This window comes from Streptomyces sp. NPDC003691, from assembly GCF_053981115.1.
Genome location: NZ_JBSFNQ010000031.1, coordinates 1 through 25044 on the forward strand (window position 1 = coordinate 1; position 25044 = coordinate 25044).

At 73.7% G+C, this 25044-nt stretch carries 16 protein-coding genes and 2 pseudogenes; 12 read left to right on the forward strand and 6 right to left on the reverse strand.

The window, feature by feature from the left end; genetic code table 11:
* Positions 1-702 precede the first annotated feature (702 nt).
* Positions 703-3321 (forward strand): alpha-glucan family phosphorylase, encoded by a 2619-nt coding sequence (glgP, locus tag ACWDR0_RS16815; RefSeq protein ID WP_456352440.1) that lies wholly within the window; start codon positions 703-705, stop codon positions 3319-3321.
* A 52-nt stretch (positions 3322-3373) separates the two neighbouring features.
* On the opposite strand, the gene ACWDR0_RS16820 is transcribed toward glgP, so the two are convergent.
* From ACWDR0_RS16820 to ACWDR0_RS16840, 5 genes are all read right to left on the reverse strand, one after another.
* Positions 3374-5089, reverse strand: a complete 1716-nt coding sequence (locus ACWDR0_RS16820; RefSeq protein WP_456352441.1) for a histidine kinase — start codon at positions 5087-5089, stop codon at positions 3374-3376.
* Between the two features lie 79 nt (positions 5090-5168).
* On the reverse strand, positions 5169-5813 hold the full coding sequence (locus ACWDR0_RS16825) for a response regulator (RefSeq protein ID WP_456352493.1): 645 nt from the start codon (positions 5811-5813) through the stop codon (positions 5169-5171).
* 257 nt (positions 5814-6070) lie between these two features.
* Positions 6071-8110, reverse strand: a complete 2040-nt coding sequence (locus ACWDR0_RS16830) for a M4 family metallopeptidase (protein WP_456352442.1) — start codon at positions 8108-8110, stop codon at positions 6071-6073.
* A gap of 807 nt (positions 8111-8917) precedes the next feature.
* The gene (locus tag ACWDR0_RS16835) at positions 8918-10750 is read right to left on the reverse strand and encodes an ABC transporter ATP-binding protein (RefSeq protein ID WP_456352443.1); all 1833 of its coding nucleotides are present in this window, start codon (positions 10748-10750) and stop codon (positions 8918-8920) included.
* Positions 10741-12834: an ABC transporter ATP-binding protein gene (locus ACWDR0_RS16840; RefSeq protein ID WP_456352444.1), complete on the reverse strand. Its 2094-nt coding sequence runs from the start codon at positions 12832-12834 to the stop codon at positions 10741-10743. Before ACWDR0_RS16840 ends, ACWDR0_RS16835 begins: the two co-directional genes overlap by 10 nt.
* Before the next feature lie 135 nt (positions 12835-12969).
* On the opposite strand from ACWDR0_RS16840, the gene ACWDR0_RS16845 reads away from it, so the two are divergent.
* From ACWDR0_RS16845 to ACWDR0_RS16870, 6 genes and pseudogenes are all read left to right on the forward strand, one after another.
* The gene (locus ACWDR0_RS16845; protein WP_456352445.1) at positions 12970-14205 is read left to right on the forward strand and encodes an Ig-like domain-containing protein; all 1236 of its coding nucleotides are present in this window, start codon (positions 12970-12972) and stop codon (positions 14203-14205) included.
* Positions 14206-14377: 172 nt separating this feature from the next.
* The gene (locus tag ACWDR0_RS16850) at positions 14378-15163 is read left to right on the forward strand and encodes an enoyl-CoA hydratase/isomerase family protein (protein WP_456352446.1); all 786 of its coding nucleotides are present in this window, start codon (positions 14378-14380) and stop codon (positions 15161-15163) included.
* 262 nt (positions 15164-15425) lie between these two features.
* Positions 15426-15944, forward strand: a complete 519-nt coding sequence (locus ACWDR0_RS16855) for an ATP-binding protein (protein WP_456352447.1) — start codon at positions 15426-15428, stop codon at positions 15942-15944.
* A gap of 418 nt (positions 15945-16362) precedes the next feature.
* A complete protein-coding gene (locus ACWDR0_RS16860) occupies positions 16363-17187 on the forward strand; it encodes a polysaccharide deacetylase family protein (protein WP_456352448.1) in 825 nt (274 codons plus the stop codon).
* Complete coding sequence (locus ACWDR0_RS16865) at positions 17187-18407, forward strand: YncE family protein (protein WP_456352449.1); 1221 nt, start codon at positions 17187-17189, stop codon at positions 18405-18407. Before ACWDR0_RS16860 ends, ACWDR0_RS16865 begins: the two co-directional genes overlap by 1 nt.
* An 88-nt stretch (positions 18408-18495) precedes the next feature.
* Positions 18496-19140 (forward strand): annotated as a pseudogene (locus ACWDR0_RS16870) (ADP-ribosyltransferase); the annotation flags it as partial.
* Between the two features lie 255 nt (positions 19141-19395).
* Here the strand turns inward: ACWDR0_RS16870 and ACWDR0_RS16875 are convergent.
* On the reverse strand, positions 19396-20046 hold the full coding sequence (locus tag ACWDR0_RS16875) for a GNAT family N-acetyltransferase (RefSeq protein WP_456352450.1): 651 nt from the start codon (positions 20044-20046) through the stop codon (positions 19396-19398).
* Positions 20047-20152: 106 nt separating this feature from the next.
* Here ACWDR0_RS16875 and ACWDR0_RS16880 point away from each other — a divergent pair, with 106 nt between their 5' ends.
* The 5 genes and pseudogenes from ACWDR0_RS16880 to ACWDR0_RS16900 form a co-directional block, all read left to right on the forward strand.
* On the forward strand, positions 20153-20368 hold the full coding sequence (locus ACWDR0_RS16880; protein WP_456352451.1) for an EF-hand domain-containing protein: 216 nt from the start codon (positions 20153-20155) through the stop codon (positions 20366-20368).
* A 283-nt stretch (positions 20369-20651) separates the two neighbouring features.
* Complete coding sequence (locus ACWDR0_RS16885) at positions 20652-21719, forward strand: CdaR family transcriptional regulator (RefSeq protein ID WP_456352452.1); 1068 nt, start codon at positions 20652-20654, stop codon at positions 21717-21719.
* Positions 21720-22001: 282 nt separating this feature from the next.
* The gene (locus tag ACWDR0_RS16890) at positions 22002-23147 is read left to right on the forward strand and encodes a glycerate kinase (RefSeq protein ID WP_456352453.1); all 1146 of its coding nucleotides are present in this window, start codon (positions 22002-22004) and stop codon (positions 23145-23147) included.
* A 142-nt stretch (positions 23148-23289) separates the two neighbouring features.
* Positions 23290-24717, forward strand: coding sequence for a GntP family permease (locus ACWDR0_RS16895; protein ID WP_456352454.1), 1428 nt, complete (start codon positions 23290-23292; stop codon positions 24715-24717).
* Positions 24718-24839: 122 nt separating this feature from the next.
* Positions 24840-25019 (forward strand): annotated as a pseudogene (locus ACWDR0_RS16900) (phosphotyrosine protein phosphatase); the annotation flags it as partial.
* Positions 25020-25044 lie beyond the last annotated feature (25 nt).

Below are 25044 nucleotides of genomic sequence, written 5' to 3' on the forward strand. Positions count from 1 at the left end.
GTCCGGTCGGGTCGGGCGGGCGCACCGCTCCGCATGCGCCGCTTCGAGATCCGCACCATGTCTCACGACCGTACATCTACTATCTAACCGGCGGCCCCGCGGGGTCCCGCCCCGGTCCGGGGCCCGGCCCCCGCGCGGGGTTCCGTCTGCGGGCAGGTACCGGCCCCGGGCCGCCGGGCCCCGGCCAGGCCCCGGCCGCACGCCCCGGGGGCAGGTGGTCTCCGCTCCGGAGCCCCGGGCCCGGAACGGGCGGCCGTGTCACCGGACTCCGGGGCACCCCGGGACGCGACCCCGGTTCCCGGCCGCGTCACCGGTTTCCGGGACCGGGCCCGAGTCTCCCGCCCTTTGGGCCCGGTCCGGGCCCGCGCCCCGGCGGCCCCGCGGGGTCCCGCCCCGGGCACACACGCCTCCGGGCCGCACCCGCCTCCGGCTCCCGGATGCCGCCCCGGGACCGCCCCGCCCTTCGCCTCGGTGCGGTCCCGGGGCGGCTTCCGGACCTGCGCCCCGGGCGGGCCTCGGCCCTGGCCCAGGCCCGCGCCCGGGGTCCGGCGGCCCCCCGCGCCCCCGGCGGCCCCGCGCCCCCCGCGCCCCCGGGGCGGGCCGGCCCCGCAAGGACCCGCCCCCCAACGCCCTCGGCAGGAGAACACGCGGGGAGGGGGGCGCGTCCGCAGGGTTCGGGGTCGTGGCTGCGATCGTGGGGGCGTGAAGGCCATCCGCCGGTTCACCGTGCGCCCCGTCCTGCCCGAACCCCTGCGCCCCCTCAGCGACCTGGCGCGCAATCTGCGCTGGTCGTGGCATACCGAGACCCGTGACCTGTTCCAGGCCGTCGACCCCGACGGCTGGCGGGCCTGCGGCGGTGACCCCGTCCAACTGCTGGGGACGGTACCGGCCGGGCGGCTCGCGGAGCTGGCCGCGGACCGGCGCTTCCTGCGCAGGCTGACGGACGCCGCCGACGACCTCGACGACTATCTGCACGGCCGCCGCTGGTACCAGACCCACCCCCGGGCCGCGGACTTCCCCACCGCCGTCGCCTACTTCTCGCCCGAGTTCGGGGTCACCGCCGCCCTCCCGCAGTACTCCGGCGGCCTCGGCATCCTGGCCGGCGACCACCTCAAGGCCGCGAGCGACCTCGGCGCCCCCCTCATCGGCGTAGGACTCCTCTACCGCCACGGCTACTTCCGCCAGTCGCTCTCCCGCGACGGCTGGCAGCAGGAGCACTACCCCCTCCTCGACCCCGACCAGCTCCCCGTCACCCTGCTGCGGGAGCCCGGCGGCGGGCCCGCGCAGATCGTCCTCGCGCTGCCCGCCGGACGGTCCCTGCGCGCCCATGTGTGGGTGGCCCGGGTCGGCCGGGTCCCGCTGCTGATGCTCGACTCCGACGTCGAGGAGAACGGGCCCGCCGAACGCGATGTCACCGACCGGCTGTACGGCGGCGGCAGCGAGCACCGGCTCCTCCAGGAGATGCTGCTCGGCATCGGCGGCGTTCGCGCGGTCCGGGCGTACTGCCGGATCACCGGCCACGCCGAACCCGAGGTGTTCCACACCAACGAGGGCCATGCCGGCTTCCTCGGCCTCGAACGCATCCGGGAGGCGGGCGAGCACGGACTCGGCTTCGACGCCGCGCTGGAAGCCGTCCGCGCGGGCACCGTGTTCACCACCCACACCCCCGTCCCCGCCGGGATCGACCGCTTCGACCGCGAACTCGTCGCCCGCCACCTGGGCGACCGCGGCGCGCTGCCCGGCGTCCCCGTCGACCGGATCCTCCGCCTCGGCACCGAGACCTACCCCGGCGGCGATCCGCAGGTCTTCAACATGGCCGTGATGGGACTGCGGCTCGCCCAGCGCGCCAACGGGGTCTCCACCCTCCACGGCGCGGTCAGCCGCGGCATGTTCGCGGGCCTCTGGCCCGGCTTCGACGCCGACGAGGTGCCGATCACCTCCGTCACCAACGGCGTCCACGCGCCGACCTGGGTCGCCCCCGAGGTCTTCCGGCTCGGCGCCCGCCGGATCGGCGCGGCCCGCGCCGAGGACGCGCTCACCGTCGGCGGCTCCGACCTCTGGAACGCGGTCGTCGACATCCCCGACGCCGAGATCTGGGAACTCCGCCGCGAACTGCGCGAACAACTGGTGACGGAGGTACGGTCCCGGCTCCGGGCCTCCTGGCGGCAGCGCGGCTCGGGCGCCGCCGAACTCGGCTGGGTGGACGGGGTCCTCGACCCCGACGTCCTCACCATCGGCTTCGCCCGCCGGGTCCCCTCGTACAAACGCCTCACCCTGATGCTCCGCGACCGCGACCGGCTGCGGGCGCTGCTGCTCCACCCGGAACGGCCGGTGCAGATCGTGGTCGCGGGCAAGGCCCACCCCGCCGACGACGGCGGCAAACGCCTGGTCCAGGAGCTGGTGCGGTTCGCCGACGACCCGCGGGTCCGGCACCGGATCGTCTTCCTCCCCGACTACGGCATGGCCATGGCGCAGAAGCTCTACCCGGGCTGCGACGTCTGGCTCAACAATCCGCTGCGCCCGCTGGAGGCCTGCGGCACCAGCGGAATGAAGGCCGCGCTCAACGGCTGTCTCAACCTCTCCGTCCTCGACGGCTGGTGGGACGAGTGGTACGAACCGGACTTCGGCTGGGCGATCCCCACCGCCGACGGCGACGGCACCTCCGCCGCGTCCACCATGGACGAGGACCGCCGGGACGATCTGGAGGCGGCCGCGCTCTACGAGCTGATCGAGAACCGGGTCGCGCCCCGCTTCTACGACCGGGGACCGGGCGGACTGCCCCACCACTGGATCGGAATGGTCCGCCGGACCCTCGCCGTCCTCGGCCCGAAGGTGCTGGCCGGACGGATGGTCCGGGAGTACGTGGAACGGCTCTACGGCCCCGCGGCCCGCGCCCACCGGGCCCTGGACGCGGAGACCGCAGGACGTCTCTGCACCTGGAAGGCCCGGGTGCGCGGCGCCTGGCCGAAGGTGGCCGTCGACCATGTGGAGGCGGTGGAGCACGCCCCCGCCGGGACCGCCGAACTGGGCACGGTGCTGGCCCTGCGGGTGCGGGTGGCGCTCGGCGAGCTGACCCCGGACGACGTGGAGGTACAGGCCGTCGCCGGTCGCGTCGACGCGGACGACGCGATCACCGAGGCCCGTCCCTGCCCGCTGAAGCCCGCGGGCGGCCCGGACCTGGAAGGCCGGGTGGTGTACGAGGGCCCGCTCCCGCTGGACCGTACGGGCGCCTTCGGCTACACGATCCGGGTCCTCCCGGCCCACCCGCTGCTCGCTTCCCCGGCGGATCTCGGCCTGGTGACCTGGCCGGGAGCGCGCTGACCCGGGCCCCGGGGCGGGAGGCTCCCGGTGCGACGGCACCCACCCGGCACGCTCAGTGCGCAGCGTCCCGGTGCTCCTCGTTGGGGACGTCCGTGACCAGCGTCTTCGAGGAGAGGCGGCCCGCCGTGAAGCAGAAGCGGTAGGCGGGGGTGTCGCTGAACAGGTCCGCGCGGTGGTAGCGGCAGTGGTCGGCGGCCACCGGCTCCGGCCCGGTACCGGCCGGGCGGCCGGGCAGCGCGTGCCCGGGCAGCCGCGCCGTCACCGCCGGCTGGAGGTCGCCGACCCGTATCGCGTCGTAGACCGCGCGCGGTACGACCGTCCGCATCCTCGTGTACTGGTCGAACCCGGCCATCAGGATCCCCAGCACCGCCGCCACCGCCACCGGGACCAGGACTGCCTGCCGCAGCCCCCGCCGGACGCGGCGCCGGGCCCGGTCGAGTTCGCGGGCGGCGGTGGGCGCCGGTGACCGGCCCGGATCCGGCGCGGCCTCCGACGGGGTCTCCAACGGGGTCTCCAGTGCGGCCTCCGGCGGGGCCGTCGGCGGGGCCGGAGCGGCCGGTGCCGACGCGTTCGCGGGCAGCCGCGCCGTGACGGTGAAGCCGCCGTCCGGCGCGGGGCCGTGGACCAGGGTGCCGCCCGCCAGCCGGACGCGTTCGTGGAGCCCGACCAGTCCGGTGCCGCCGGACGCCGTTTCCCCCGCCGGACGGGCCGCGGGGCCGTTGGCGACGGTGACGCGCACCTCGCCGTCCCCGCGCGCCACCCGTACGGCGACCTCCGCGCCGGGGGCGTGCCGGGCCGCGTTGGTGAGGCACTCCTGGACGACGCGGTGGACGGCCCGCCCGGTCATCTCCGGCAGCGGCGCCGGTCCGGCCGCTTCGGGGCCCCGGTCCGGTGTCTCGTCGAGGCGCACGGAGAGCCCCGAGTCCCGGGCCCGCTCCACCACCGCCCGTACGGTTTCGTCCCGGGGTGCCGTGGGCGCGCCCTCCTCGTCGGCGCGCAGGACCCCGACGACGTCCCGCAGCCGTTCGGTCGCCCCGGCCGCCGCCAGCCGCAGCTCCCGGGCGGCGGCCCGCTGTGGCTCGGACAGGTCCCGGTCGATCTCCAAAGCCGCCGCGCGCAGGGCGATCAGCGACAGGTCGTGGCCGAGGGAGTCGTGCATGTCCCCGGCGATCCGGGAGCGCTCCCGGAGCCTCTCCCGGTCTGCGAGGGCCCGCTGTTCGCGTTCCATCCGGCCGGCCAGGGTCCAGCCCGCCCGGACCAGCTCCGCGTACTGCCGTACGGAACGGCCCAGCAGCCACGGCACCACCGCGGCCAGCAGGACCGCCGCCACCTGGAACAGCCAGACACCCGGCCGGTCCCCGGCGGCGAGGGTGAACAGCAGCCCGAGAGCGGTGACGGCGGCGAAGAGGACCAGGACGGGGCGGTCCCGGGGCGAGCGGCGGCCCGCCAGATAGGCGAACACCACGAGGGCCACGCTGTACTGCGGGGTGATCAGCTGGGTGCTGTACAGGACGCCGAGGCCCAGCGCCGTACCCAGCGCCACCGGCGGGTACCGCCGCCCGGCGGCGACCGCGGCGCCCAGCAGGGCCACCCCGGCGGCGGTCGCCCAGCCGCTGTGCGCCCACTCCCCGGTCCAGGGCCGGACCCAGCCACCGGTACCGCCCCGGCTCCCGCCGTCCCCGCCGCCTCCGTTGAGCAGGACGGGCGCGCTGACGACCGCCCAGAGCAGCAGGTCGAGGGCGGTACGGCGGATCCGGTCACGGCGCATGCCTCCCACTCTGCCGCAGGCGGGCACGGACCCGTCCCGGCACCCGGGGCGCGGGGACCGGCCGGACCGGCGGGTCCTGTTACGGGCCCGCGGCGGGGTCCGGGTTCCGGGCGACGGCTCCGGCCTCGTACGCCAGAATCGCCAGCTCGACCCGGTTCCTGAGGCCCAGTTTCGCCAGCACCGCGCTGACATGCGCCTTCACCGTGCCCTCGACGACATGGAGCCGTCCCGCGATCTCCGCGTTGGAGAGTCCGGCGCCGACCAGGGCGACCACCGCGCTCTCCCGGCCGGTCAGCGGTGCCAGCCGCCGCCGTGCCTCGGCGGTACGGGAGAGCCTGCCGCCCTCGAACCGGTCGATGACCCGCCGGGCGACGGCCGGGGAGAGGAACGCCGCGCCCTCGGCCACCGCCCGTATCCCGCTCAGCAGTTCCAGCGGGTCCCCCGACTTCACCAGGAAACCGCTCACCCCGGCCGCGAGGGCCCGGGCGATGTACTCGTCCTCCGAGAAGGTCGTGAGCACGATCAGGCCCACCGAAGGCGCGGCCCGGCGCAGCTCCTCCGCCGCCCGCAGGCCGTCGGTGCCCGGCATCCGGATGTCGAGCAGCGCCACGTCCGGCCGGTGGCACAGGGCCAGTTCGACGGCCTCCCGGCCGTCCGCGGCCTCGGCGACGACCTCGATACCGGGGTCGGCCGCCAGGATGGCCCGTACCCCCGCGCGGATCATGGTCTCGTCGTCGGCGAGCAGGACCCGCACCCGCGGAGCCCCGGAGGCCGGGGAAAGGGCGGGTACGGCGGAGTCGGCGGGAGTGGTCACGGCTCCACCCTAGGCGGCGCGCCCGGCACGGTGGCGCGACCGGTACGGAGGTCCGCCCGGCACGGTGGCGCGCCCGGGAGGGGGCGGTGTACGGCTCCCCTCCCGGGCGCGGGTCGGACGGACGCCCCCGGGGGGCGTCGGCAGGCCCGGCAACGGGCCCGGCAGGCTCAGAAGGTGAGCTTGAACCTGTTGATGTACCCGGTGTCCTGCAGGGCCCGGTCCTGGACCCGCAGCCGCCACTCCCCGTTCGCGACCTCCGAGGAGGCGTTGACGGTGAACGTCTCCTGGACGTTGTCCGCGGAGTCGCCGGAGTTGAAGGGCTTCAGGTTGTAGACCGAACCGTCCGGGGCGACGAGGTCCACGACCAGGTCACCGCGCCAGGTGTGGACGATGTCGACCTCGGCCCGCAGGGTCGCCGGTGCGTTGCCCGCGACACCGGTGACGGTCACCGGGGAGATCACGGGCACACCGTTGTCCGGGATCGGCACATCGGTGGTGTTCTCGAACGACGGGCCGCCCGGGTTGCCGCCGCCCGGCCGGGCGCCGACGTTGATCCCCGCCCAGGCGTCGGTGACGGACTTCACCTCGGCGCTGCTCGCCCCGTACAGCTCGGTGGCGACCGCGATGGTGCCCGCCCGGGCGCCCGCGTAGTTGGTGGTCGAGGTGAACTTGGTGGTGAGCGCCTTGTACCAGATCAGGGCCGCCTTCTCCCGGCCGATTCCGGTGACGGGCAGGCCGTCGGAGGTCGGGGAGTCGTAGGCGACGCCGTTCACGGTCTTGGCACCGCTGCCCTCGGAGGCCAGATAGAACCAGTGGTTCGCCGGGCCGGAGGAGTAGTGGACGTCGATGCTGCCGATGCCCGAGTACCAGGCGTCCTTGGACGAGCCGTCCCGGCTGGGCCGGTCCATGTACCGCAGCGGGGTGCCGTTGCCCCGGATGTCGATCTTCTCGCCGACGAGGTAGTCGCCCGGGTCGCTCGGGTTGTTCGCGTGGAACTCGACCGCGGCGGCGAAGATGTCGGAGGTGGCTTCGTTGAGACCGCCGGACTCGCCGCTGTAGACCAGCCTGGCGGTGTTGGAGGTGACGCCGTGCGTCATCTCGTGGGCGGCGACGTCGATGGACGTCAGCGGCTTGGCGTTGCCCGCGCCGTCGCCGTAGGTCATGCAGAAGCAGGAGTCCTGCCAGAAGGCGTTGACGTAGTTGTTGCCGTAGTGGACCCGGGACGAGGCACCGGCGCCGTCGCCGCGGATCCCGGAACGCCCGTGGACGTTCTTGAAGTAGTCCCAGGTCAGCCCGGCGCCGTAGGCGGCGTCCGCGGCCGCGGTTTCGGTGTCGGCGGGCTGTCCGTTGCCCCAGATGTCGTCCGGTCCGCTGAAGAGCGTCCCGGTGCCGCTGGTGCCCCGGTTGAGATTGGTGGTGCGGTGGTTGCCCCGCCCGCTGTCGGTGAGCTGGAAGCTGCCGCCGGACTGGACGGAACCGAGGGTCACCTGACCGCTGTACTGGGTGTTGCCGGTTCCGGTGTGCACGGCCTGCCAGGAGAACAGCTCGGCGCCGGTACCGGCGTCGGTGACGACATGCAGCTCGCTGGGGGTGCCGTCGTGCTGGAGCCCGCCGACCACCGTCTCGTACGCCAGCACCGGCTTGCTGCCCTGGGCCAGCCAGACCACCTTCCGGGGGGCCGCGGCGTCCGCCTTGCGCGCGCCCTCGGCGGCGGCGGCGCCCAGGGCCCGGCTCTCGGCAGCGGCCGGGGTGATCCGTGCGCTGGTCGTGGCGAGTCCGGTGAGCGCGGTGCGCGACGCACGGGCGACGGTCTCGGTCGCCCCCGAGGGGGTCTCGCTGACGACGAGGTCGCCGCCGAGGACGGGCAGTCCGCGGTAGGTGCGCTCGTAACGGGTGTGGAGGGTGCCGTCCCGCTCCTGGGCCACATCGCGGACCAGGAGCTTCTCGTCGGCGGAGAGCCCGAGCCGCTGGGCGGCGGCCGGGGTTTCGGCGGACTGCGCCCGGACGAGGGCGGTGCGCTGGGCGGGGGAGAGGGAACGGGGAAGTGCGCCGGGGTCGGCCTTTCCGGCCGGGGCGGCCGACGGGGCCCGGTCGGCGCCGGTGGGGGCGGCGGCGGCCGGCACGCCGGCCTGGAGGCCGAGGGCGAGCAGGGCGGTGGTGGCGGCGAGGGCGCCGGCCGTCGTTGCTCGGCGGGGCAGGGGTCTCACGCGGACTCCTTCTGCGAGGGGGGTACCGGGGGCGGCGGGACGCCGGCCCGGGCAGAGCGGCAGAGCGGCGGAGGTACTGCGTACGAGCGGTGCTGCGGTGCGTCGTTCCTGCGGTGTGGTGCGGTGCGGTGCGGTGCGGTCGGGCTGCGGTGCGCTGCGGTGGTGCGGTGTGGTGCGGTCGGGCTGCCGTGCGGTGGTGCCGTCGGCCGGCCTGCCGGAGACCGCCGGGAGCGGCGCCCGTTCCCCGTACGCCCGTCCACGGGAGCGGATGCCCGGCCGGACCGGTGTCCGGTGAACGGATGTTCAGGGCGTGCCGACCGGGGTGAAGAGTCGCAGGAGTGGCGGGATTCTGTCAGGAGCGCGTCAAGAAGTTGACCGGAATGCGTCCGTTGACCGAAGGGGCCGGTTCGCTCAGCGGACGCCGGACCCGAGGGCCGGAGAGGCCGCCATCGGCAGGTAAAGGCCGGGCAACGTGCGGGTATCCGCCCCGGGTCCCGACCGTGGTCCGGCCCGGGTCCGGGCACCGTCCGGCCGGGGGCGCGGACCGTCCCCGCCGGCCGGGGGAGGTGGTCCGGCCGCCGGACGACGGCCGGACCCGGCCGGAGCGGATGACCGGTTTACACCGGGTGGCCGCCGCCTGCCCCGGCGGGAGTACGGGGCCGGGCGCGGCCGGCCCGAAGGCCCCCGCGGTCCGCTCGAAGGCCCCCGCGGTCCGCCGCCCCGTACCACCCCCGGCGCCGCCTACGCCGCCCCGCACCCGCGGCGCCGCCCCGGGACCCCGGGACCCCGGGACCCCGGCACCGCGGCTCAGACCAGGCTCTCCCGCCAGGCCCGGTGCAGCCCGGCGAACCGGCCGTCCGCCGCCATGACCAGCTCCCCCGGCTGCCCGTCCTCGACGATCCGGCCGTGCTCCATCACCAGCACCCGGTCCGCGACCTCCACCGTGGACAGCCGGTGCGCGATCACCAGCGCCGTACGGCCGCGGAGCACCGTGTCCATCGCCCGCTGCACCGCGCGCTCGCCCGGGACGTCCAGCGAACTGGTCGCCTCGTCGAGGATCAGCACCGCGGGGTCGGCCAGCAGCGCCCTGGCGAAGGCGACCAGTTGCCGCTGGCCCGCCGAGATCCGGCCGCCGCGCTTGCGGACGTCCGTGTCGTAGCCGTCGGGCAGGGCGGTGATGAACTCGTGCGCCCCGATCGCCCGCGCCGCCGCCTCGATCTCCGCGCGGCTCGCGTCCGGGCTGCCCACCGCGATGTTCTCGGCGACCGTCCCGGAGAACAGGAACGCCTCCTGGGTGACCATCACCACCCCGCGCCGCAGCTCCGCCGTCTCCAGCCGGTCCAGGGGCACACCGTCGAGAAGTACCCGCCCCTCGGTGGGGTCGTAGAAGCGGGCCAGCAGTTTGGCGAGGGTGGACTTGCCCGCACCCGTCGAGCCGACCACCGCCACCGTCTGCCCGGCCGGAATCGTCAGATCGAAGCGCGGCAGCACCTCCCCGCCGGTGCGGTAGGCGAACCGCACCCCTTCGAAGACGGCCTCGCGGCCCGGCCGGTCCGCCGCGCGCGGCGGCAGCGGAACCGGGTGCTCCGGCTCCCGTACCGACGGTGTCTGCGCCAGCAGTCCGGCGATCTTCTTCAGCGAGGCCGCCGCCGACTCGTAAGAGTTCAGGAACATGCCGAGGCGGTCGATGGGGTCGTACAGCCGCCGCAGATAGAGCGCGCAGGCCGCCAGGACGCCCAGCGCCAGGGTGCCGTCGGCGACCCGGTAGGCGCCCCAGAGCACCATTGCCGCGACCGCGGTGTTGGCCACCAGCCGGGAGCCCATCACGAACAGCGCCAGCTCCAGCATCGCGTCGCCGTTGCTGCGGCAGTGCTCGGCGTTGAGCCGCCGGAACGCCTCGTCGTTGGCCCGCTCGCGGCGGAACGCCCGTACCGGCCGGATGCCGTTCATGGTCTCGGTGAACTTCACGATGACCGCCGCCATCGCCGTCGACTTCCGGCCGTAGACCACGGCGCAGCGCCGCCGGTAGAGCCGGATCAGCAGGGACAGCGGAACGAAGGTGAGGACCGCGACGGCACCGATGCCGAGGTCGAGCCAGAGCAGCAGGACCCCGATGTAGACGAACGCCAGCAGGACGTTGACCAGTTCCTGGAGGCCCTCCTCCAGCAGTTCCCGCAGCGATTCCACATCCGCCGTCGACCGCGAGATCAGCCGCCCCGACGTGTACCGCTCGTGGAAGTCGACGCTGAGCGCCTGGGCGTGCCGGAAGATCCGCGCCCGCAGGTCGACCAGGACGTCCTGGCTGAGCCGGCCGGTGGAGGTGACGAAGAAGTACTGGAGCAGTCCGGCGCCCAGGGCCGCCGCGGCATAGCCCGCGCCCACCGCGATCAGGGGCCCGTGGTCGTCGTCGCGCAGCGCCGGGACGCCCCGGTCGATCGCGTAGGCGACCAGCAGCGGACCCGCCTGGACCGCGGCCTGCTGGAGCAGCAGGAGCACCGCCACCAGCACCACCCGGCCGCGGTAGGGGGAGAGCAGCGAGCGCAGGAGGGCACGGGTGGCGCCCCGGGCGGTGGGGAGGTCGTCCTGGTCGAAGGGGTCGCCGCCGGTCCCGGCCGGCCGGGTCTGCTGGCTCATGGACATGTTCCTTCCATCGGCTCCGGCTGCTTTCCGCGGTCCGCGGCGGACCGGGCCGGCCGGACGGACGCTTCGGCGCCCGCCCTCGGTGCCGGAGTCCGCTCGGCGCCCGACATCAGCCAGGCGTACTCCGCGCTCGTCCGCAGCAGTTCGTGGTGGGTGCCCACCGCCGCGATCCGGCCGCCGGACAGCAGTGCCACCCGGTCGGCGAGCATGACCGTCGACGGCCGGTGCGCGACGACGAGGGCGGTGGTGTCCTTCAGTACGTGCCGGAGTGCGGCCTCCACCCGGGCCTCGGTGTGGACGTCGAGCGCGGAGAGCGGATCGTCCAGGACCAGGAAACGGGGCCGGGCCGCCACCGCGCGGGCGAGCGCGAGCCGCTGCCGCTGGCCGCCCGACAGGGTCAGCCCCTGCTCTCCGACCTCGGTATCGGCGCCCCGGGGGAGCGACGGTACGAAATCGGCCTGGGCGATACCGAGGGCCCGGTCCAGCGCGCCGGGCGGCCCGGGCTCCGGGCCGTCCGCGGCCGTGCCGCCGGTACCGCGGGAATCCGTGCCGCCTGTCCCCATGAGGACGTTCTCGGCGACCGTCGCGGAGAAGAGCGTCGGCTCCTCGAACGCCACCGACACCAGCGCCCGCAGCCGCTCGCGGGGCATCTCCGTGATGTCCCTGCCGTCCACGGTGATCCGTCCGGCGGTCAGCTCGTGCAGCCGGGGCACCAGGGCGGTCAGGGTCGTCTTGCCGCTGCCGGTGGCCCCGACGAGGGCCATGGTCTCGCCGGGACGGATATGCAGGTCGACACCGTCGAGTACGGGAGCGGCCGACGCGGGCGCGTCGGGGTAGCGGAACGCGACTCCCGTGAACCGGAGCCCGGCCGGGGCGGCGGGTGCGTTCCCGGGGCCCTCCGCCGGATCCGTAGCACCGGAACGAACACCGGCACCGGCACCCGACTCGGAACCCGGAGCGGAGCCGGCACCGGCAACCGGCCCGGATCCGGAACGCGCCCCCGAACGCCTTCCGGGACCCGCCCCCGCCCCGGACTCCTCCGGTTCGTCCAGCACCTCGAAATACCGCTCCGTCGCGGTCGCCGCCTCCTGGCAGAGGGCCAGCAGGAAGCCCATCGACTCCACCGGCCAGCGCAGCGCCAGCGCCGTGGACAGGAACGCCACCAGCGTGCCGGCCGACAGTTCGCCGTCCGCGACCTGGACCGTGCCGATCACCAGTGCCGCTCCGACCGCGGTCTCCGGGATGACGGTGATCGCCGCCCAGATGCTTCCCACCATCCGGGCTTTCAGCAGCTCCGTACCGCGCAACTGCCCCGCCAGGCCGTGGAACGACCGCTCCTGGCTGCGGTGGCGGCCGAAGCCCTTGACCACCCGGATACCGAGGACGCTCTCCTCGACGATGGTCGCCAGATCCCCGGCCTGGTCCTGGGCGCGCCGGGAGGCGAGGGAGTACCGCGCCTCGAAGAACGAGCAGATCACGATCATGGGAAGGAACGGCAGCATCAGCAGCAGGCCCAGCGTCCACTCCTGGACCAGCAGGATCCCCAGGCCGACCAGAATGGTCACCCCGTTGACCAGCAGGAAGGTCAGGGGGAACGACAGGAATATCCGGATCAGGTTCAGATCACCCGTACCGCGCGACAGCAACTGGCCCGACGGCCAGCGGTCGTGGAACGCCAGTGGAACCCGCTGGAGCCGGTGGTAGATGTCCGCCCGCATCGACGCCTCGACACCCGCCAGCGGCCGGGCCACCAGCCAGCGCCGGAACCCGAAGAGCAGCCCCTCCGCGATGCCGAGCAGCAGCAGTACCAGCGCCCCCAGCCAGACCCCGCCCGGATCGCGGCCGGCCACCGGGCCGTCGACGATCCACTTCAGGACGAGCGGGAACACCAGACTCAGACACGAGGCGACGATCGCGACACCCGCGGCGGTGAACAGCCGGGCGCGCACCGGCCGGACGTACGGCCACAGCCGTAGCAGCACCCGGACGACGGACCGTTTCCGCTCCGGGGGGACGTCGGCGGCCGCGGGCCCGGGCGGTGCCCCGGCGGCGGCGTTCTCCTGGGGGGAAGGGTAAGTGGGCATCAGGACCGAGAGTACGGTTCATTGCTGACGCGGCTCATCCGGTTTTCCGGCCGCCCAGCCCGGCGGAGTGCCCCGGTCGGCCGTCCCACCTGCCCGGCTTCGTTTCCCCGGCGGGCCCGCGGTCGTTGGACGGGCGTGAGAGACGCACTGAAGCGGACGGGCCGGGGCGCGCTGATCGCCGTGGCCCGTGCCGGACTGGCAGGACTGTTGGCGGGGCTCTCCGGCTGTGCCCCGGGCGGGGACGACGGAGGCGAATCCGGGGTCGTACCGCCGCGGCTCGTGTCGGGGGAGGTGATCCGGGTGACCCCGGAGGACGGCGCCCGGGGCGTCGATCCCAAGAGCCGGCTGGAAGTACGGCTCACCAGCGGGCGGCTGGAGCGCGTCACCGTCAACCGGATCGAGAACGAGGCGCCCACCGCCGTACCCGGCGCGATCACCCGGGACGGGCTGCGCTGGCGGCCCGCCGACGGCACCCGGCTGGGGCTCGCCGCCAAGTACTCCGTGGATGTGGTCGCCCTCGACGGCCACGGGCGGCGGACCGCCCGGCACACCACCTTCACCACCAAGGTTCCCGAAAGCCGTTTCATCGGCTACTTCAAGCCGGAACACCGCTCGACCGTCGGCACCGGGATGATCGTCTCCTTCGACTTCAACCGGAAGATCACCGACCGGGCCGCGGTGCAGCAGGCGATCCGGGTGACCTCCGACCCGCCGGTCGAGATCGCCGGACACTGGTTCGGCGACCAGCGGCTCGACTTCCGGCCCGAGCAGTACTGGACGCCCGGCACCAAGGTCACCGTCGATATCGGGCTGCTGGACGTCGAGGCCGCCCCCGGCGCCTACGGGATCCAGGACAAGACGGTCGTCTTCACCATCGGCCGGGCGCAGACCTCCGTGGTGGACGCCGAGGCCAAGACGATGGAAGTACGGAAGGACGGCAGCCTGATCGCGACCCTGCCGATCACCGCCGGGGCGCCGAACTCGATGACGTACAACGGGAAGATGGTCGTGAGCGAGATGCACGACGTGACCCGGATGAACGGCGCGACCGTCGGGTTCACCGACTCCGACGGCAAGGGCGAGTACGACATCAAGGACGTGCCCCACGCCCTGCGGCTCACCCGGTCCGGCACGTTCCTGCACGGCAACTACTGGGCATCGGCCGATATCTTCGGCTCGGTCAACGTCAGCCACGGCTGCGTCGGGCTGCGCGATGTGAAGGGCGGCAGCGGGGACACCCCGGCCGGCTGGTTCTTCGACCGCACCCTGATCGGTGATGTGGTGGAAGTGGTCAACTCGCACGACAAGACGGTCTCGCCCGACAACGGGCTGAGCGGCTGGAACATGACCTGGGAGGAATGGAAGCGCTGATCCGGCGCCGGCCGCGCCCGGCACTGGGGGAGCCGGAACGGCCCCCGCCGGCCGCGCCCGGCACCGCGGGAACCGGAACGGTCCGCTCGGCGCCGGGCGGGCCGTCGCCCCGGGGCGGGCTGTGAGCCAACGCACGGCCTGCCCCGCGGCCCCTCCCGGTTAGCCTCCTCGTATGAGCACTGTCTCCCTCGAAGTAGCCGGCGGCGTCGGTACGATCCGGCTCGACCGCCCCCCGATGAACGCGCTCGACATCGCCCTCCAGGACCGCTTGCGGGAACTGGCCGAGGAGGCCGGAGCGCGCCCCGACGTCCGGGCCGTGATCCTGTACGGCGGTGAGAAGGTGTTCGCCGCCGGGGCGGACATCAAGGAGATGCTGGAGATCGACCACGCGGGCATGGTGGCCCGGTCGCGGGCGCTCCAGGAGGCGTTCACGGCCGTCGCCCGGATCCCCAAGCCGGTGGTCGCCGCGGTCACCGGCTATGCGCTGGGCGGCGGTTGCGAACTGGCCCTCTGTGCCGACTACCGGATCGCCGCCGACAACGCGAAGCTGGGTCAGCCCGAGATCCTCCTCGGGCTGATCCCCGGGGCGGGCGGCACTCAGCGGCTGTCCCGGCTGATCGGTCCCTCGCGGGCCAAGGACCTCATCTTCACCGGGCGCCAGGTCAGGGCCGACGAGGCCCTGGCGCTCGGCCTGGTGGACCGGGTCGTCCCCGCCGCCGAGGTCTACGAGGCCGCGCACGCCTGGGCGGCCCGGCTCGCCAAGGGCCCGGCGCTGGCGCTGCGGGCGGCCAAGGAGTCCGTGGACGTCGGCCTGGAGACGGACATCGACACCGGTCTCGCGGTCGAGCGGAACTGGTTCGCCGGGCTGTTCGCGACCGAGGACAAGGAGCGCGGGATGAGCAGCTTTGTCACGGACGGCCCGGGCAAGGCGGTTTTCACCGGCACCGAGGACCTCTGAACCGGCTTCTCCGACCCGGCCGGTTGGCGGCCCCGGACCTTGTCGTTTCCTTAAGGCAGTCTTATGTGCGCCTTAAGCGGGTGGTTCGCCCGGTCCGCCGCGGCGCCCTGTTGACAGGGTGTCAACGCAGCTCAGGATGGGCACGACTCACTCCATGGGGCCACTGACATATGCCGCCGAGAGCCCCCGGAATGTGCAGTTCCGGGGGCTCTATTCCGCTGGAAAGGCCACGGAATCCGCGCTCAGCGGCCATGATGGGGGCATGGCGGGCCTCGAAGGTGCGGAACAACCGCGGCAACGCGACAGCGTGACCGCGATCCGTTGGATGACCGCCATCGAGGACGAGCAGGGCCTTAAGGCGCTGGAGCTGTTCGGGGACCCTTCGCTGGCCGAGGTGAGGCTTCCGTCGCGCCCCGAATCCGCGGCCACCGCCCGGCGGCTGACCCACTCCGTGATCGTCCGCCAGTGGGCGCTCTCCGCCCAGACCGCCGAGTCGGCCGTCCTGCTCGTCTCCGAGCTGGTGGGGAACGCGGTCCGGCACACCGGTGCCCGGGTCTTCGGACTGCGGATGACCCGCCGCCCCAACTGGATCCGGGTCGAGGTGCGCGATCCCTCGCGGGGGCTGCCCTGTCTGCTGCCCGTTCAGCCGATGGACATCAGCGGGCGGGGGCTGATGCTGGTCGACAAGCTCTCCGACCGCTGGGGCGTGGACCTGCTGCCGCGCGGCAAGACGACCTGGTTCGAGATGAGGGTGCCGCAGCGGGGCGTCACTCCGCCCTGATGCCCTTGTGGGAGCGGGTCCGGACCCGCTCCGGAACGGTGGCCGTCCGGCCCCGGAACCCCGGAAGCCCCCGGGGCGCCGGTGTGCGGCGAGCGGGGGGCTTCCTGGGAGCGCGGTGGACAGGGGGGTGTTTCCACCGGCACTGATGACGACCGGGCTCGGGTCGGAGGAGGTCGTTCCCCCGACTATGGCAGACCGGGAAACAACTCCCAAATATGCAAAGCGGTCAAACTCTGCGAAAAGGTACATCTCCCGCGAGAATCTCAGGTGAGATGGGGCACTCGCCTCGTAAATCTTGCTGAATCCTCGATGTGGGCGAGTGTTTTTATGGTGAGGCAACAACGCCCCCCGCTCGCGAAACTACCTAAAACGGGCGAATCGGTACTTTCATAGCAATCTCTGTTTAACGTCCTCTACTGTGACCCCGATCGACCGCCGTCGCGCCCTGCGGGCCGCAGTCGGGACCGCTGCCGCCGGTGCCCTGGCCGCCGGCTGCGCCGACGGCGGCCGGACTCCCGCCGCCCCGCCGCCCACCCCGCCCGCCGGACCCGCCACCGGCCGGGCGACCGGACCCGCCACCGGGCCGGCGGCCCGGGCCGCCGGCCGCCCGCCCGCGGCTCCCGCGCCCCGCCGCCATCCGGGGCAGCCCGACCAGATCAGCCACGGCCCCGCCGACCGGGACCGGATCGCCCTCACCTTCCACGGCGCGGGCGACCCGGCCACCGCCCGGGCGGTACTCGCCGAAGCCGAACGCGCCGGGGCCCGGATCACGGTCCTCGCCGTCGGCAGCTGGCTCGACGAACACCCCGAGATGGCCCGCCGAATCCTCGACGGCGGCCACGACCTGGGCAACCACACCATGAACCATGTCTCGGTCAACGAACTGCCCGAGGCCGATGCCTCCGCCGAGATCAACGCCTGCGCCGAACGGCTCCGCAGGCTGACCGGCTCCATCGGCACCTGGTTCCGGCCGTCCCGGACCCGGACCGCGACCCCGCTCGTCGTGCGGCTCGCCCGCCGCGCCGGATATCCGCATGTCCTCTCCTACGACCTCGACTCCCTCGACGCCACCTCGCCCGGCGCCGCGGCCGTCACCCGTACGGTCGCCGGGCAGATCCACCGCGGATCGGTGGTCAGCCTCCACTTCGGCTATGCGGACACGGTCGCCGCACTGCCCGCCCTCCTCGACGACCTCCACCGCCGCGGCCTGCGCGCGGTGACCACCACGGAGCTGCTGAGCTGATGCACCCTCCCCACTGCCCGACGTCCGTCCGGCGCCGCACCGGGCGGCCCGCCCGCCGTACCCGGGCGCTGCTCGCCGGCGCCGTGCTCGCCCTGATCGCGGGCTGCGGCGGCGGTACCGACACCTCCACCACCTCGGAGAAGACCGGCGCGGCCGCCGCCCGCAAACCCGCCAAGCCGGTGGTCCCGGCCGGACTGCCCGGGATGCCGCCGGTCCTCGACCCCAAGGACCTCTACGCGGCCGACCGGCCCAACAAGCTCTCGCCCGTCGTGAAGGACTTCCCGACGAAGGTCTATGTCCCCAACACCAACTCCAACACGGTCTCCGTGATCGACCCGGCGACCTACAAGGTCGTCGAGACCATCCCGGTCGGCATCCAGCCGCAGCACGTCGTGCCCTCCTGGGACCTGAAGACCCTCTGGGTCAACAACAACCGGGGCCACACCCTCACCCCCATCGACCCCGCCACCGGAAAGGCCGGCAAGGAGGTCGAGGTCCACGACCCGTACAACCTGTATTTCACCCCCGACGGCAAATACGCCGTGGTGATGGCCTCCATGGACCGCGAACTCGTCTTCCGCGACCCCCACACCATGGAGCGGAAGAAGACCACCCCCGTCACCTGCTACGGCGTCAACCACGCCGACTTCTCCGCCGACGGACGGTACTTCGTCGTCTCCTGCGAGTTCTCCGGCGAACTGCTCAAGGTCGACACCGCCCGGATGGAGGTCGTCGGCCAGCAGAAGCTGCCCCTCGACGGCGCGATGCCGCAGGACGTGAAGATCTCCCCGGACGGCAAGACCTTCTACATCGCCGACATGATGGCCCACGGCATCTGGGTCCTGGACGGCGAGAAGTTCACCACGCCGACCCTGCTGCCCACCGGCGAGGGCGCCCACGGCCTCTACATCAGCCGGGACTCCAGGGAGATGTACATCCCCAACCGGGGCGAGGGCTCCGTCTCCGTCTTCGACTTCACCCGGAACAAACTGACCAAGAAGTGGTGGCTCCCCGACGGCGGCAGCCCCGATATGGGCGGTGTCTCCGCCGACGGCAAGGTGCTCTGGCTCTCCGGACGGTACGACTCCGAGGTGTACGCCATCGACACCGCCACCGGCCGCCAGCTGGCCCGCATCCCGGTCGGCGACGGCCCCCACGGCCTCGCCTTCTACCCCCAGCCCGGCCGCTACTCCCTGGGGCACACCGGCGTCTTCCGCTGAGCCGCGGTCAAGGCCGGCGGCCAACCCGCCCACATCCGGGTGACGTTTCACCGCACGGTGCCGACGGGCCGGGATGGTGATCATCATGATGATCCCGTCCCGCCCCCGGCGCCGTACCGCCGTCATCGCCCTCGCGGTCTCCGCCGCGCTGTTCCCCGCCGCGACCGCCGCCGGTGCCGCCGGTGCCGGTCCCGCCGCTCCCGCGGCCGCCGCCCGGACCGCCGCCGCGGCCCCGGGTGCGCTCGCCGCCCCGGCCAACTCCTGTCCCGCGGTCGAGGACCGCCTGTACGCCGCCGCCGACAAGCGCGTCGACATCAACCGCATCACCCCCGCTCCCTCCTGGCGCACCAACTGCCTCCAGCTCTACCGCACCGACGGACGCGGCCCCGAGATCGTCTTCGAGCAGGGCTTCCACCCCAAGGCGCCCCTGGACGGCCAGTACGACATCGAGAAGTACGTCCTGGTCAACCAGCCGTCCCCCTATGTCTCCACCACCTACAACCACGACCTCTACAAGTCCTGGAAGAACGGGTGGAACTACTACATCGACGCCCCCGGCGGAGTCGATGTGAACAAGACCATCGGCGACACCCACAAGTACGCCGACCAGGTCGAGGTGGCCTTCCCCGGCGGGGTGGACCGGCAGTTCATCGTCGGTGTCTGCCCGGTCGACAAGGAGAAGAAGGTCGAGATCATGAACGAGTGCCGGGACAACCCGTACTACGTGCCCTGGCGGGCGGGCTACCCGGCGGCCGCCGTCCAGAAGATCCCCGCCGCCCCCGTCCCGGCCACCACCCACCCGGCCCCCGTCGCCGCGCTCCACTCCGCCCCGGCCCAGCGCCCGGTCCCCGTCCCGGCCGCCTGACCGCCCGGCCGTCTGACCGCCGGATCGCCCGGTCGCCTCACCGCTCCGACACCCCTCTCCCGTCCGCCCCGCGGGAACCGGCAGACACTGAGCGGCCCGCCCCACCGGAGGAACCAGGAGGCGCTACGACGGCTGCCACACCGCCGAGAACAGCGCCTCCGAGCCCACCACAGAGAATCCCGCCGACCGGAACGCCCGCACACTGCGGGCGTTCCCCGGGGCTATCTGGGCCCAGACCGCTCTCCCGGGCACCAACTGCCGCGCCGCCCGGGCCAGCGCCGCCCCCAGCCCCCGGCCGCGGGCCTCCTCGTCCACCTCGACGGCACACTCCCAGCGGCCCGCCAGCCCCCTGCCGAGCAGCACCACCCCGCCGTCGGCGGCCCATACCCGCACGCCGTCCCGGTAGTTCAGCGCCCGGGCCACCCGCGGATGCGCCGGATCGTCGATCTCCCGCAGCGGCAGCTCCGGCTTCCCGGGCAGCGCCGGCGCCACGGTCATCATGTCGATGGTGCTCATCCGGCGGCCGGTACGCTCCAGCATCGCCGCCAGGAAGACCGGGTTCATCGCCACCGCGAACGGATCCGACGGGGTCGCCGCCAACAGCTCCCGTACCCGGTCCGGATCCTCGTCCGTGAAGACGACCGAATGCGCGCTGAAGGCCAGCACCCCGGCGTCCCGCGCGCTCGGCTGGCCCGTCACCACGGTCCGCCCGTCCGGTTCCGGGAACTGCCCGCGCTCGGCGGCCTCCAGGATCTGCCACAGTTCGTCGCTCATGGCCCCATCATGAACCGCTTCCCGCCCCGCCCCTCGGAGTTGTCCACAGGGCCTCCCGGATAATCTGACTTCCACCAACCGAGTACCAGGAAAAGGGGCGGAAGCAGTGGCGGACATCGAAGAGGCCCGCAAGGCGTTCGACCGGTACGACCTCGACGGCGACGGTCTGATCACGGCGACGGAGTACAAGAGCGTGATGGCGCAGCTGGGGGACTTCAACGTCACCGAGACGGTCGCCGAGGCGGTCATCAAGTCCAAGGACGGCAACGGCGACGGCATGCTGACCTTCGACGAGTTCTGGGACTCCTTCAAGAAGGCCTGACCCCGGCGGCCCGGCCCCGGCGCCCCGGCCCCGGAGGTCCGAGCCGTCGCGCCGGCCGCCCCGCCCCGTACCCACGGGCCGCGGGGCGCCCGGCCCCGGACGGCCCCCGCGCCCACCGGGTGCGTCACCGCCGGGGCAAGTCGCCGTCCGGGTGGTGCACAGCCCGGGCGAGCCGCCGTCCGTGCGGGTCGGCGTCCGGGGCGAGCCGCCGTCCGGGCGAGCCGGTGTCCGGGCGCGTCGCGGTCCGGACCGGCCGGAGGCGGCGGCGGACTATATTCCGTGGATGCTCGCCCAAGCCGTCGCCCAGTCGATCGTCGACGACGTCGTGACCCGTCTCGGCGTCCGCGTGAACATCATGGACGAACACGGTGTGATCGTCGCCAGCAGTGACCGCACCCGGCTCGGCAGTGTCCACGAGGGCGCGCTGCGAGTGCTGCGCACCGGCGCCCCGCTCTCCCTGACCGAGGGCGCCGCCCGTACCCTCGGCGGCACCCGGGCCGGGGTCAATCTCCCCCTGCGGGCCGACGGCCGTATCGTCGGCGTCGTCGGAGTGCGCGGCGAACCCGACGAGGTCGGGGAGATCGCCCGCGCGGTCGCCCGGCTCGCCGAACTGATGGTGGCGCGGGAGACCTTCGCCGGTGAGGCCGGCTGGCGGCACCAGGTGCGGCGCCGCCTCGTACACGATCTGCTGGCCGGCAGCCTGACCGAGGAGGACTGGCGCCAGGGCCAGCAACTGGGCGGCTGCCGCGTCGACCCTCCGTACACCCTCTTCGCCGTCCGCGCGGACGCCCTGGCTGCCGCGGCCGAGCCCCGGGAGCGCTACCGGATCCTGGAGACCGACGAACGGTCCGCGCTGATCGCCGACGACGGCAGCGGCACGGTCTGGACGGTGACCGGCGGCCCCGCCTCCGTCTCCCTGCGCTACCGGCTGCTCCGCCTCTGCGAGTCGGACCCCGCGGCGGGCGTACTCGACGCCGCCCCGGCCAACGACTTCGCCACCCTGCTCGAACGGGCCGGACTCGCCCGCCTCGCCGTACGCCGACCGTTCACCGGCTCCGTACACCTGGCCGATCTCGAACTGCCGGTACTCCTCGCCCGCCTCGACCGGGATGTCCGCGGCGCGTCCGCCGAGCGTGTCCTCGGACCGCTCTCGCCCGAACTCCGCCGGACGCTGCGCGTCTACTTCGCGCACGGTTGCGCCGCGGCCGAATCGGCCGACCGGCTGCGGGTACACCGCAACACCCTCGCCTACCGCCTCGGCCGGATCACCGAGCTGACCGGCAAGGACCCGAGGGTCTTCCAGGACGCCGTCGCCCTCCAGGTGGCGCTGCACCTCGCCGAGATCGACTGACCCTCCTCCCGTACCGGACCGTCCGGCCCGGCCCCGTACCTCTTTCCCATAAGTCTCTCCCGTACGGCCCCTCGGACGGCCGTCGCCACCCGGCGCTTTGTGCACGGCGCATAGGAACGGGCGGCGAACCCGGGGCGGAATCCGTTCCCCGCGCCAGTATTCGGCGGCGACGGGAGTGCCTAGAGTGCCGACACGGCTCATGGCGAGCCCGCTATCCCCCTCTTCGTACCTCTTCCTCCCCCCTTTTTTTCTGTCTCTCCCTCATCCCGAAGGGTGCTTTCCGTGCGCGTTGTCATCGCTCCCGACTCCTTCAAGGGCAGCCTGTCCGCCGCGGCCGTCTGCGCCGCGATGGAGACCGGAGTGCTCCGCGCCCTGCCCCGGGCCGAGACCGTACGGGTGCCGATGGCGGACGGCGGGGAGGGCACTCTCGACTGCATAGGCGCCGCCACCGGCGGCTCCGAGGTCGTAAGGGAGGCCGTCGGCCCGCTCGGCGATCCGGTCACCGCCCGCTATCTGCTCGCCGCCGACTCCTCGTCTGCCGTCGTCGAACTCGCCGCCGCCTCCGGGCTCCCCCTCGTCCCCCCGGACCGGCTCGACCCGCTGCGCGCGGACACCGAGGGCACCGGCCGGCTCATCGCCGACGCCATCGGCCGGGGAGCCCGCTCCCTCCTCGTCTGCGTCGGCGGCAGCGCCAGCACAGACGGCGGTACGGGCCTGCTGAGGGCGCTGGGCGTACGCTTCCTCGACGCGGCCGGAGCCGAACTCCCGCCCGGCGGAGGCGCCCTCCACGCCCTCGACCGCATCGACTTCTCCGGGGTCCCCGCCGAGGTCCGCGCCACCCGCTTCCAGATCGCCTGCGATGTGACCAACCCCCTGATCGGGCCCCGCGGCGCCGCCGCCGTCTTCGGCCCGCAGAAGGGCGCGGGCCCGGCCGAGGTACGGCTGCTCGAACGGGGCCTGGTCCGCTTCGCGGACGTCCTCGCCGAGCAGCTCGGGGCCCGGGTGCACCACCGGCCCGGCGCCGGAGCGGCCGGCGGTACCTGCGGCGGGATGCTCGCCGTACTGGACGCCACCGCCCAGCCCGGCTGCGAACTCGTCGCCCGGAGCGTCGGCCTGCCCGAAGCCCTGACCGGCGCGGACCTGGTCCTCACCGGTGAGGGCAGGCTCGACCGGCAGAGCGCCGACGGGAAGGTCGTCTCGCACGTCGCCCGGCTCGCCGCCGAGCGGAACATCCCCGTTGTGGCGCTGGCCGGCCAGGTGGTCCCGCCGCTGACCGAGCTGTACGGGGCGGGGCTGACCGCCGCGTTCAGCATCGCGGACGGCCCGCGCACCCTCGACGCCATGACGGAGTCCGCCGCCGGACTGCTGGCCCACGCGGCGGAACAGACCCTCCGGCTGCACACTCCCCGCCCCGTCCCGGCCCGCTGACGGTCCCGGCAGTCGGCAGTCGGGACCGTCAGCCGTCAGCCGTCAGCCGTCAGCCGTCAGCCGTCAGCCGCCAGTCAGCAGTCCGCTGTCCCCGCATCCGCCCCCGCCCCCGCACCCCCGTCCCGTCCCTGGTAGGAGTTCCATGAGCACCGCCGGTCCCGCACTCCTCGCCGCCCTGGCGGCGAGCATCGGCCTGATCATCCTTCTGTGCGGACGTTTCCGTCTGCACCCGTTCCTCGCCATCGTGCTGGCCACCTACGCCTTCGGGCTGCTGGCCATGGGAGTCGGCGTCGCCACCGGCGCCGAGCGGAAGTTCGTCGACAATCTCGCCGGAACCATCGCCGAGGGCTTCGGTTCCATCCTCGCGAGCATCGGGCTCGTGATCCTCTTCGGCACCATCATCGGCAAGGTGCTGGAACGCACCGGGGCGGCGGTCACCCTCGCCGAAGGGGTCCTCAAGGTCGTCGGCAAACGCCATCCGGCCCTCGCGATGTCGCTGATGGGCTGGGTCGTCTCGGTGCCGGTCTTCTGCGACTCCGGCTATGTCGTGCTCTCCCCGCTCCAGCGCTCCATCGCCCGCAAGACCGGCAAGAACCCCGTCGTACTGGGCACCGCGCTCGCCACCGGTCTGTACGCGTCCCACACCTTCGTCCCGCCGACACCCGGCCCGATCGCCGCCGCGGGCAACGTCGGCATCGGCTCCGACGGGCTGATCTGGGTCATCCTCTTCAGCATCCCCGTCTCCCTGGTGGCCGCGGCGGCGGGCCTGGTCTGGGCCCTGCGCCGCACCGGCGACCTGGAGAGCAAGCTCCCCGACGCCCGGCAGACCTTCGAGGAGTACAAGGCCCAGTTCGACCGGCTGCCGTCCATGAGCAGCGCCCTGGCCCCCATCGTCGTACCGATCGCGCTGATGGCCGTCGGCTCCGTCGCCGCCTTCCCCGCCGACGGCGGCACCCTGGTCGGCGGTGCCTTCGGGGCCTTCCTCACGGACCTCGGCAACCCGGTGAACGCCCTGCTCATCGGCGTACTGCTGGCCCTGGCCCTGCTGCCGCCCCGGCGTGACGCCAAGGCCCTGACGACCTGGGTCGCCGAGGGGCTCGTGGACGCCGCGCCGATCCTCGTCATCACCGGCGCCGGCGGCGCGTTCGGCGCCGTCATCAAGGGCACCCCGATCGCCGACTACATCGCCTCGCTCATCGGCGACGGCTCATCGGTCAGCGGTGTTACCGCGCTCCTGGTCCTCTTCGGCCTCGCCGCGCTCCTCAAGACCGCCCAGGGCAGCAGCACCGCCGCCCTGATCATCACCTCGACCCTGGCCCAGCCGCTGCTGCCCGCCCTGGGGCTCGACGGAATGCTCGGCTCCATACCCATCGGCCAGGTCATGGCGGTCCTCGCGATCGGCGCGGGTGCCATGGTGGTCAGCCATGTCAACGACTCGTACTTCTGGGTCGTCTCCCAGTTCTCCGGCATGGATGTGAAGACCGCCTACCGCGCCCAGACCGCCGCCACCCTGGTCCAGGGCCTCACCGCCCTCGCCTTCGTCCTGGCCCTGGGCGCCGTCGTGCTCTAGCCGGAACCGTCTGCCGCGCGCCCCGGCCGACAGCCGTCTCCAGGTTGCCGCGGATCACGAGCCGCAGCCCCCGGCCGCGGTGCCGCGGCCGCCGGCCGGAGCGGTGGCGGCCGGGGTGCGACATGGGCTGCGGCGACACCTGCCCCGTTTTCCCCGGCAAGCGCTACCTCGACTGGACCCTCGACGACCCCGCGGGCCAGGGCCTGGAAGCCGTCCGCCCCATCCGCGACGAGATCGAGCGCCGGGTGCGACACCTCCTCACGGAGCTGCTGGACGACGCCCGCCCGGACCGTACGTCCTGAGGACGGCACGGCACGGCCCGCGACC

Excerpts from the sequence above, each read along its gene's own strand:
- ACWDR0_RS16850 (WP_456352446.1), top strand. The coding sequence starts at position 14,378 with ATGAGCACTGTCTCCCTCGAAGTAGCCGGCGGCGTCGGTACGATCCGG.
- ACWDR0_RS16895 (WP_456352454.1), top strand. The coding sequence starts at position 23,290 with ATGAGCACCGCCGGTCCCGCACTCCTCGCCGCCCTGGCGGCGAGCATC.
- ACWDR0_RS16825 (WP_456352493.1), bottom strand. The coding sequence starts at position 5,813 with ATGATCCGCGCGGGGGTACGGGCCATCCTGGCGGCCGACCCCGGTATC.
- ACWDR0_RS16885 (WP_456352452.1), top strand. The coding sequence starts at position 20,652 with ATGCTCGCCCAAGCCGTCGCCCAGTCGATCGTCGACGACGTCGTGACC.
- ACWDR0_RS16840 (WP_456352444.1), bottom strand. The coding sequence starts at position 12,834 with ATGCCCACTTACCCTTCCCCCCAGGAGAACGCCGCCGCCGGGGCACCG.
- ACWDR0_RS16865 (WP_456352449.1), top strand. The coding sequence starts at position 17,187 with ATGCACCCTCCCCACTGCCCGACGTCCGTCCGGCGCCGCACCGGGCGG.
- ACWDR0_RS16820 (WP_456352441.1), bottom strand. The coding sequence starts at position 5,089 with ATGCGCCGTGACCGGATCCGCCGTACCGCCCTCGACCTGCTGCTCTGG.
- ACWDR0_RS16875 (WP_456352450.1), bottom strand. The coding sequence starts at position 20,046 with ATGAGCGACGAACTGTGGCAGATCCTGGAGGCCGCCGAGCGCGGGCAG.
- ACWDR0_RS16855 (WP_456352447.1), top strand. The coding sequence starts at position 15,426 with ATGGCGGGCCTCGAAGGTGCGGAACAACCGCGGCAACGCGACAGCGTG.
- ACWDR0_RS16835 (WP_456352443.1), bottom strand. The coding sequence starts at position 10,750 with ATGTCCATGAGCCAGCAGACCCGGCCGGCCGGGACCGGCGGCGACCCC.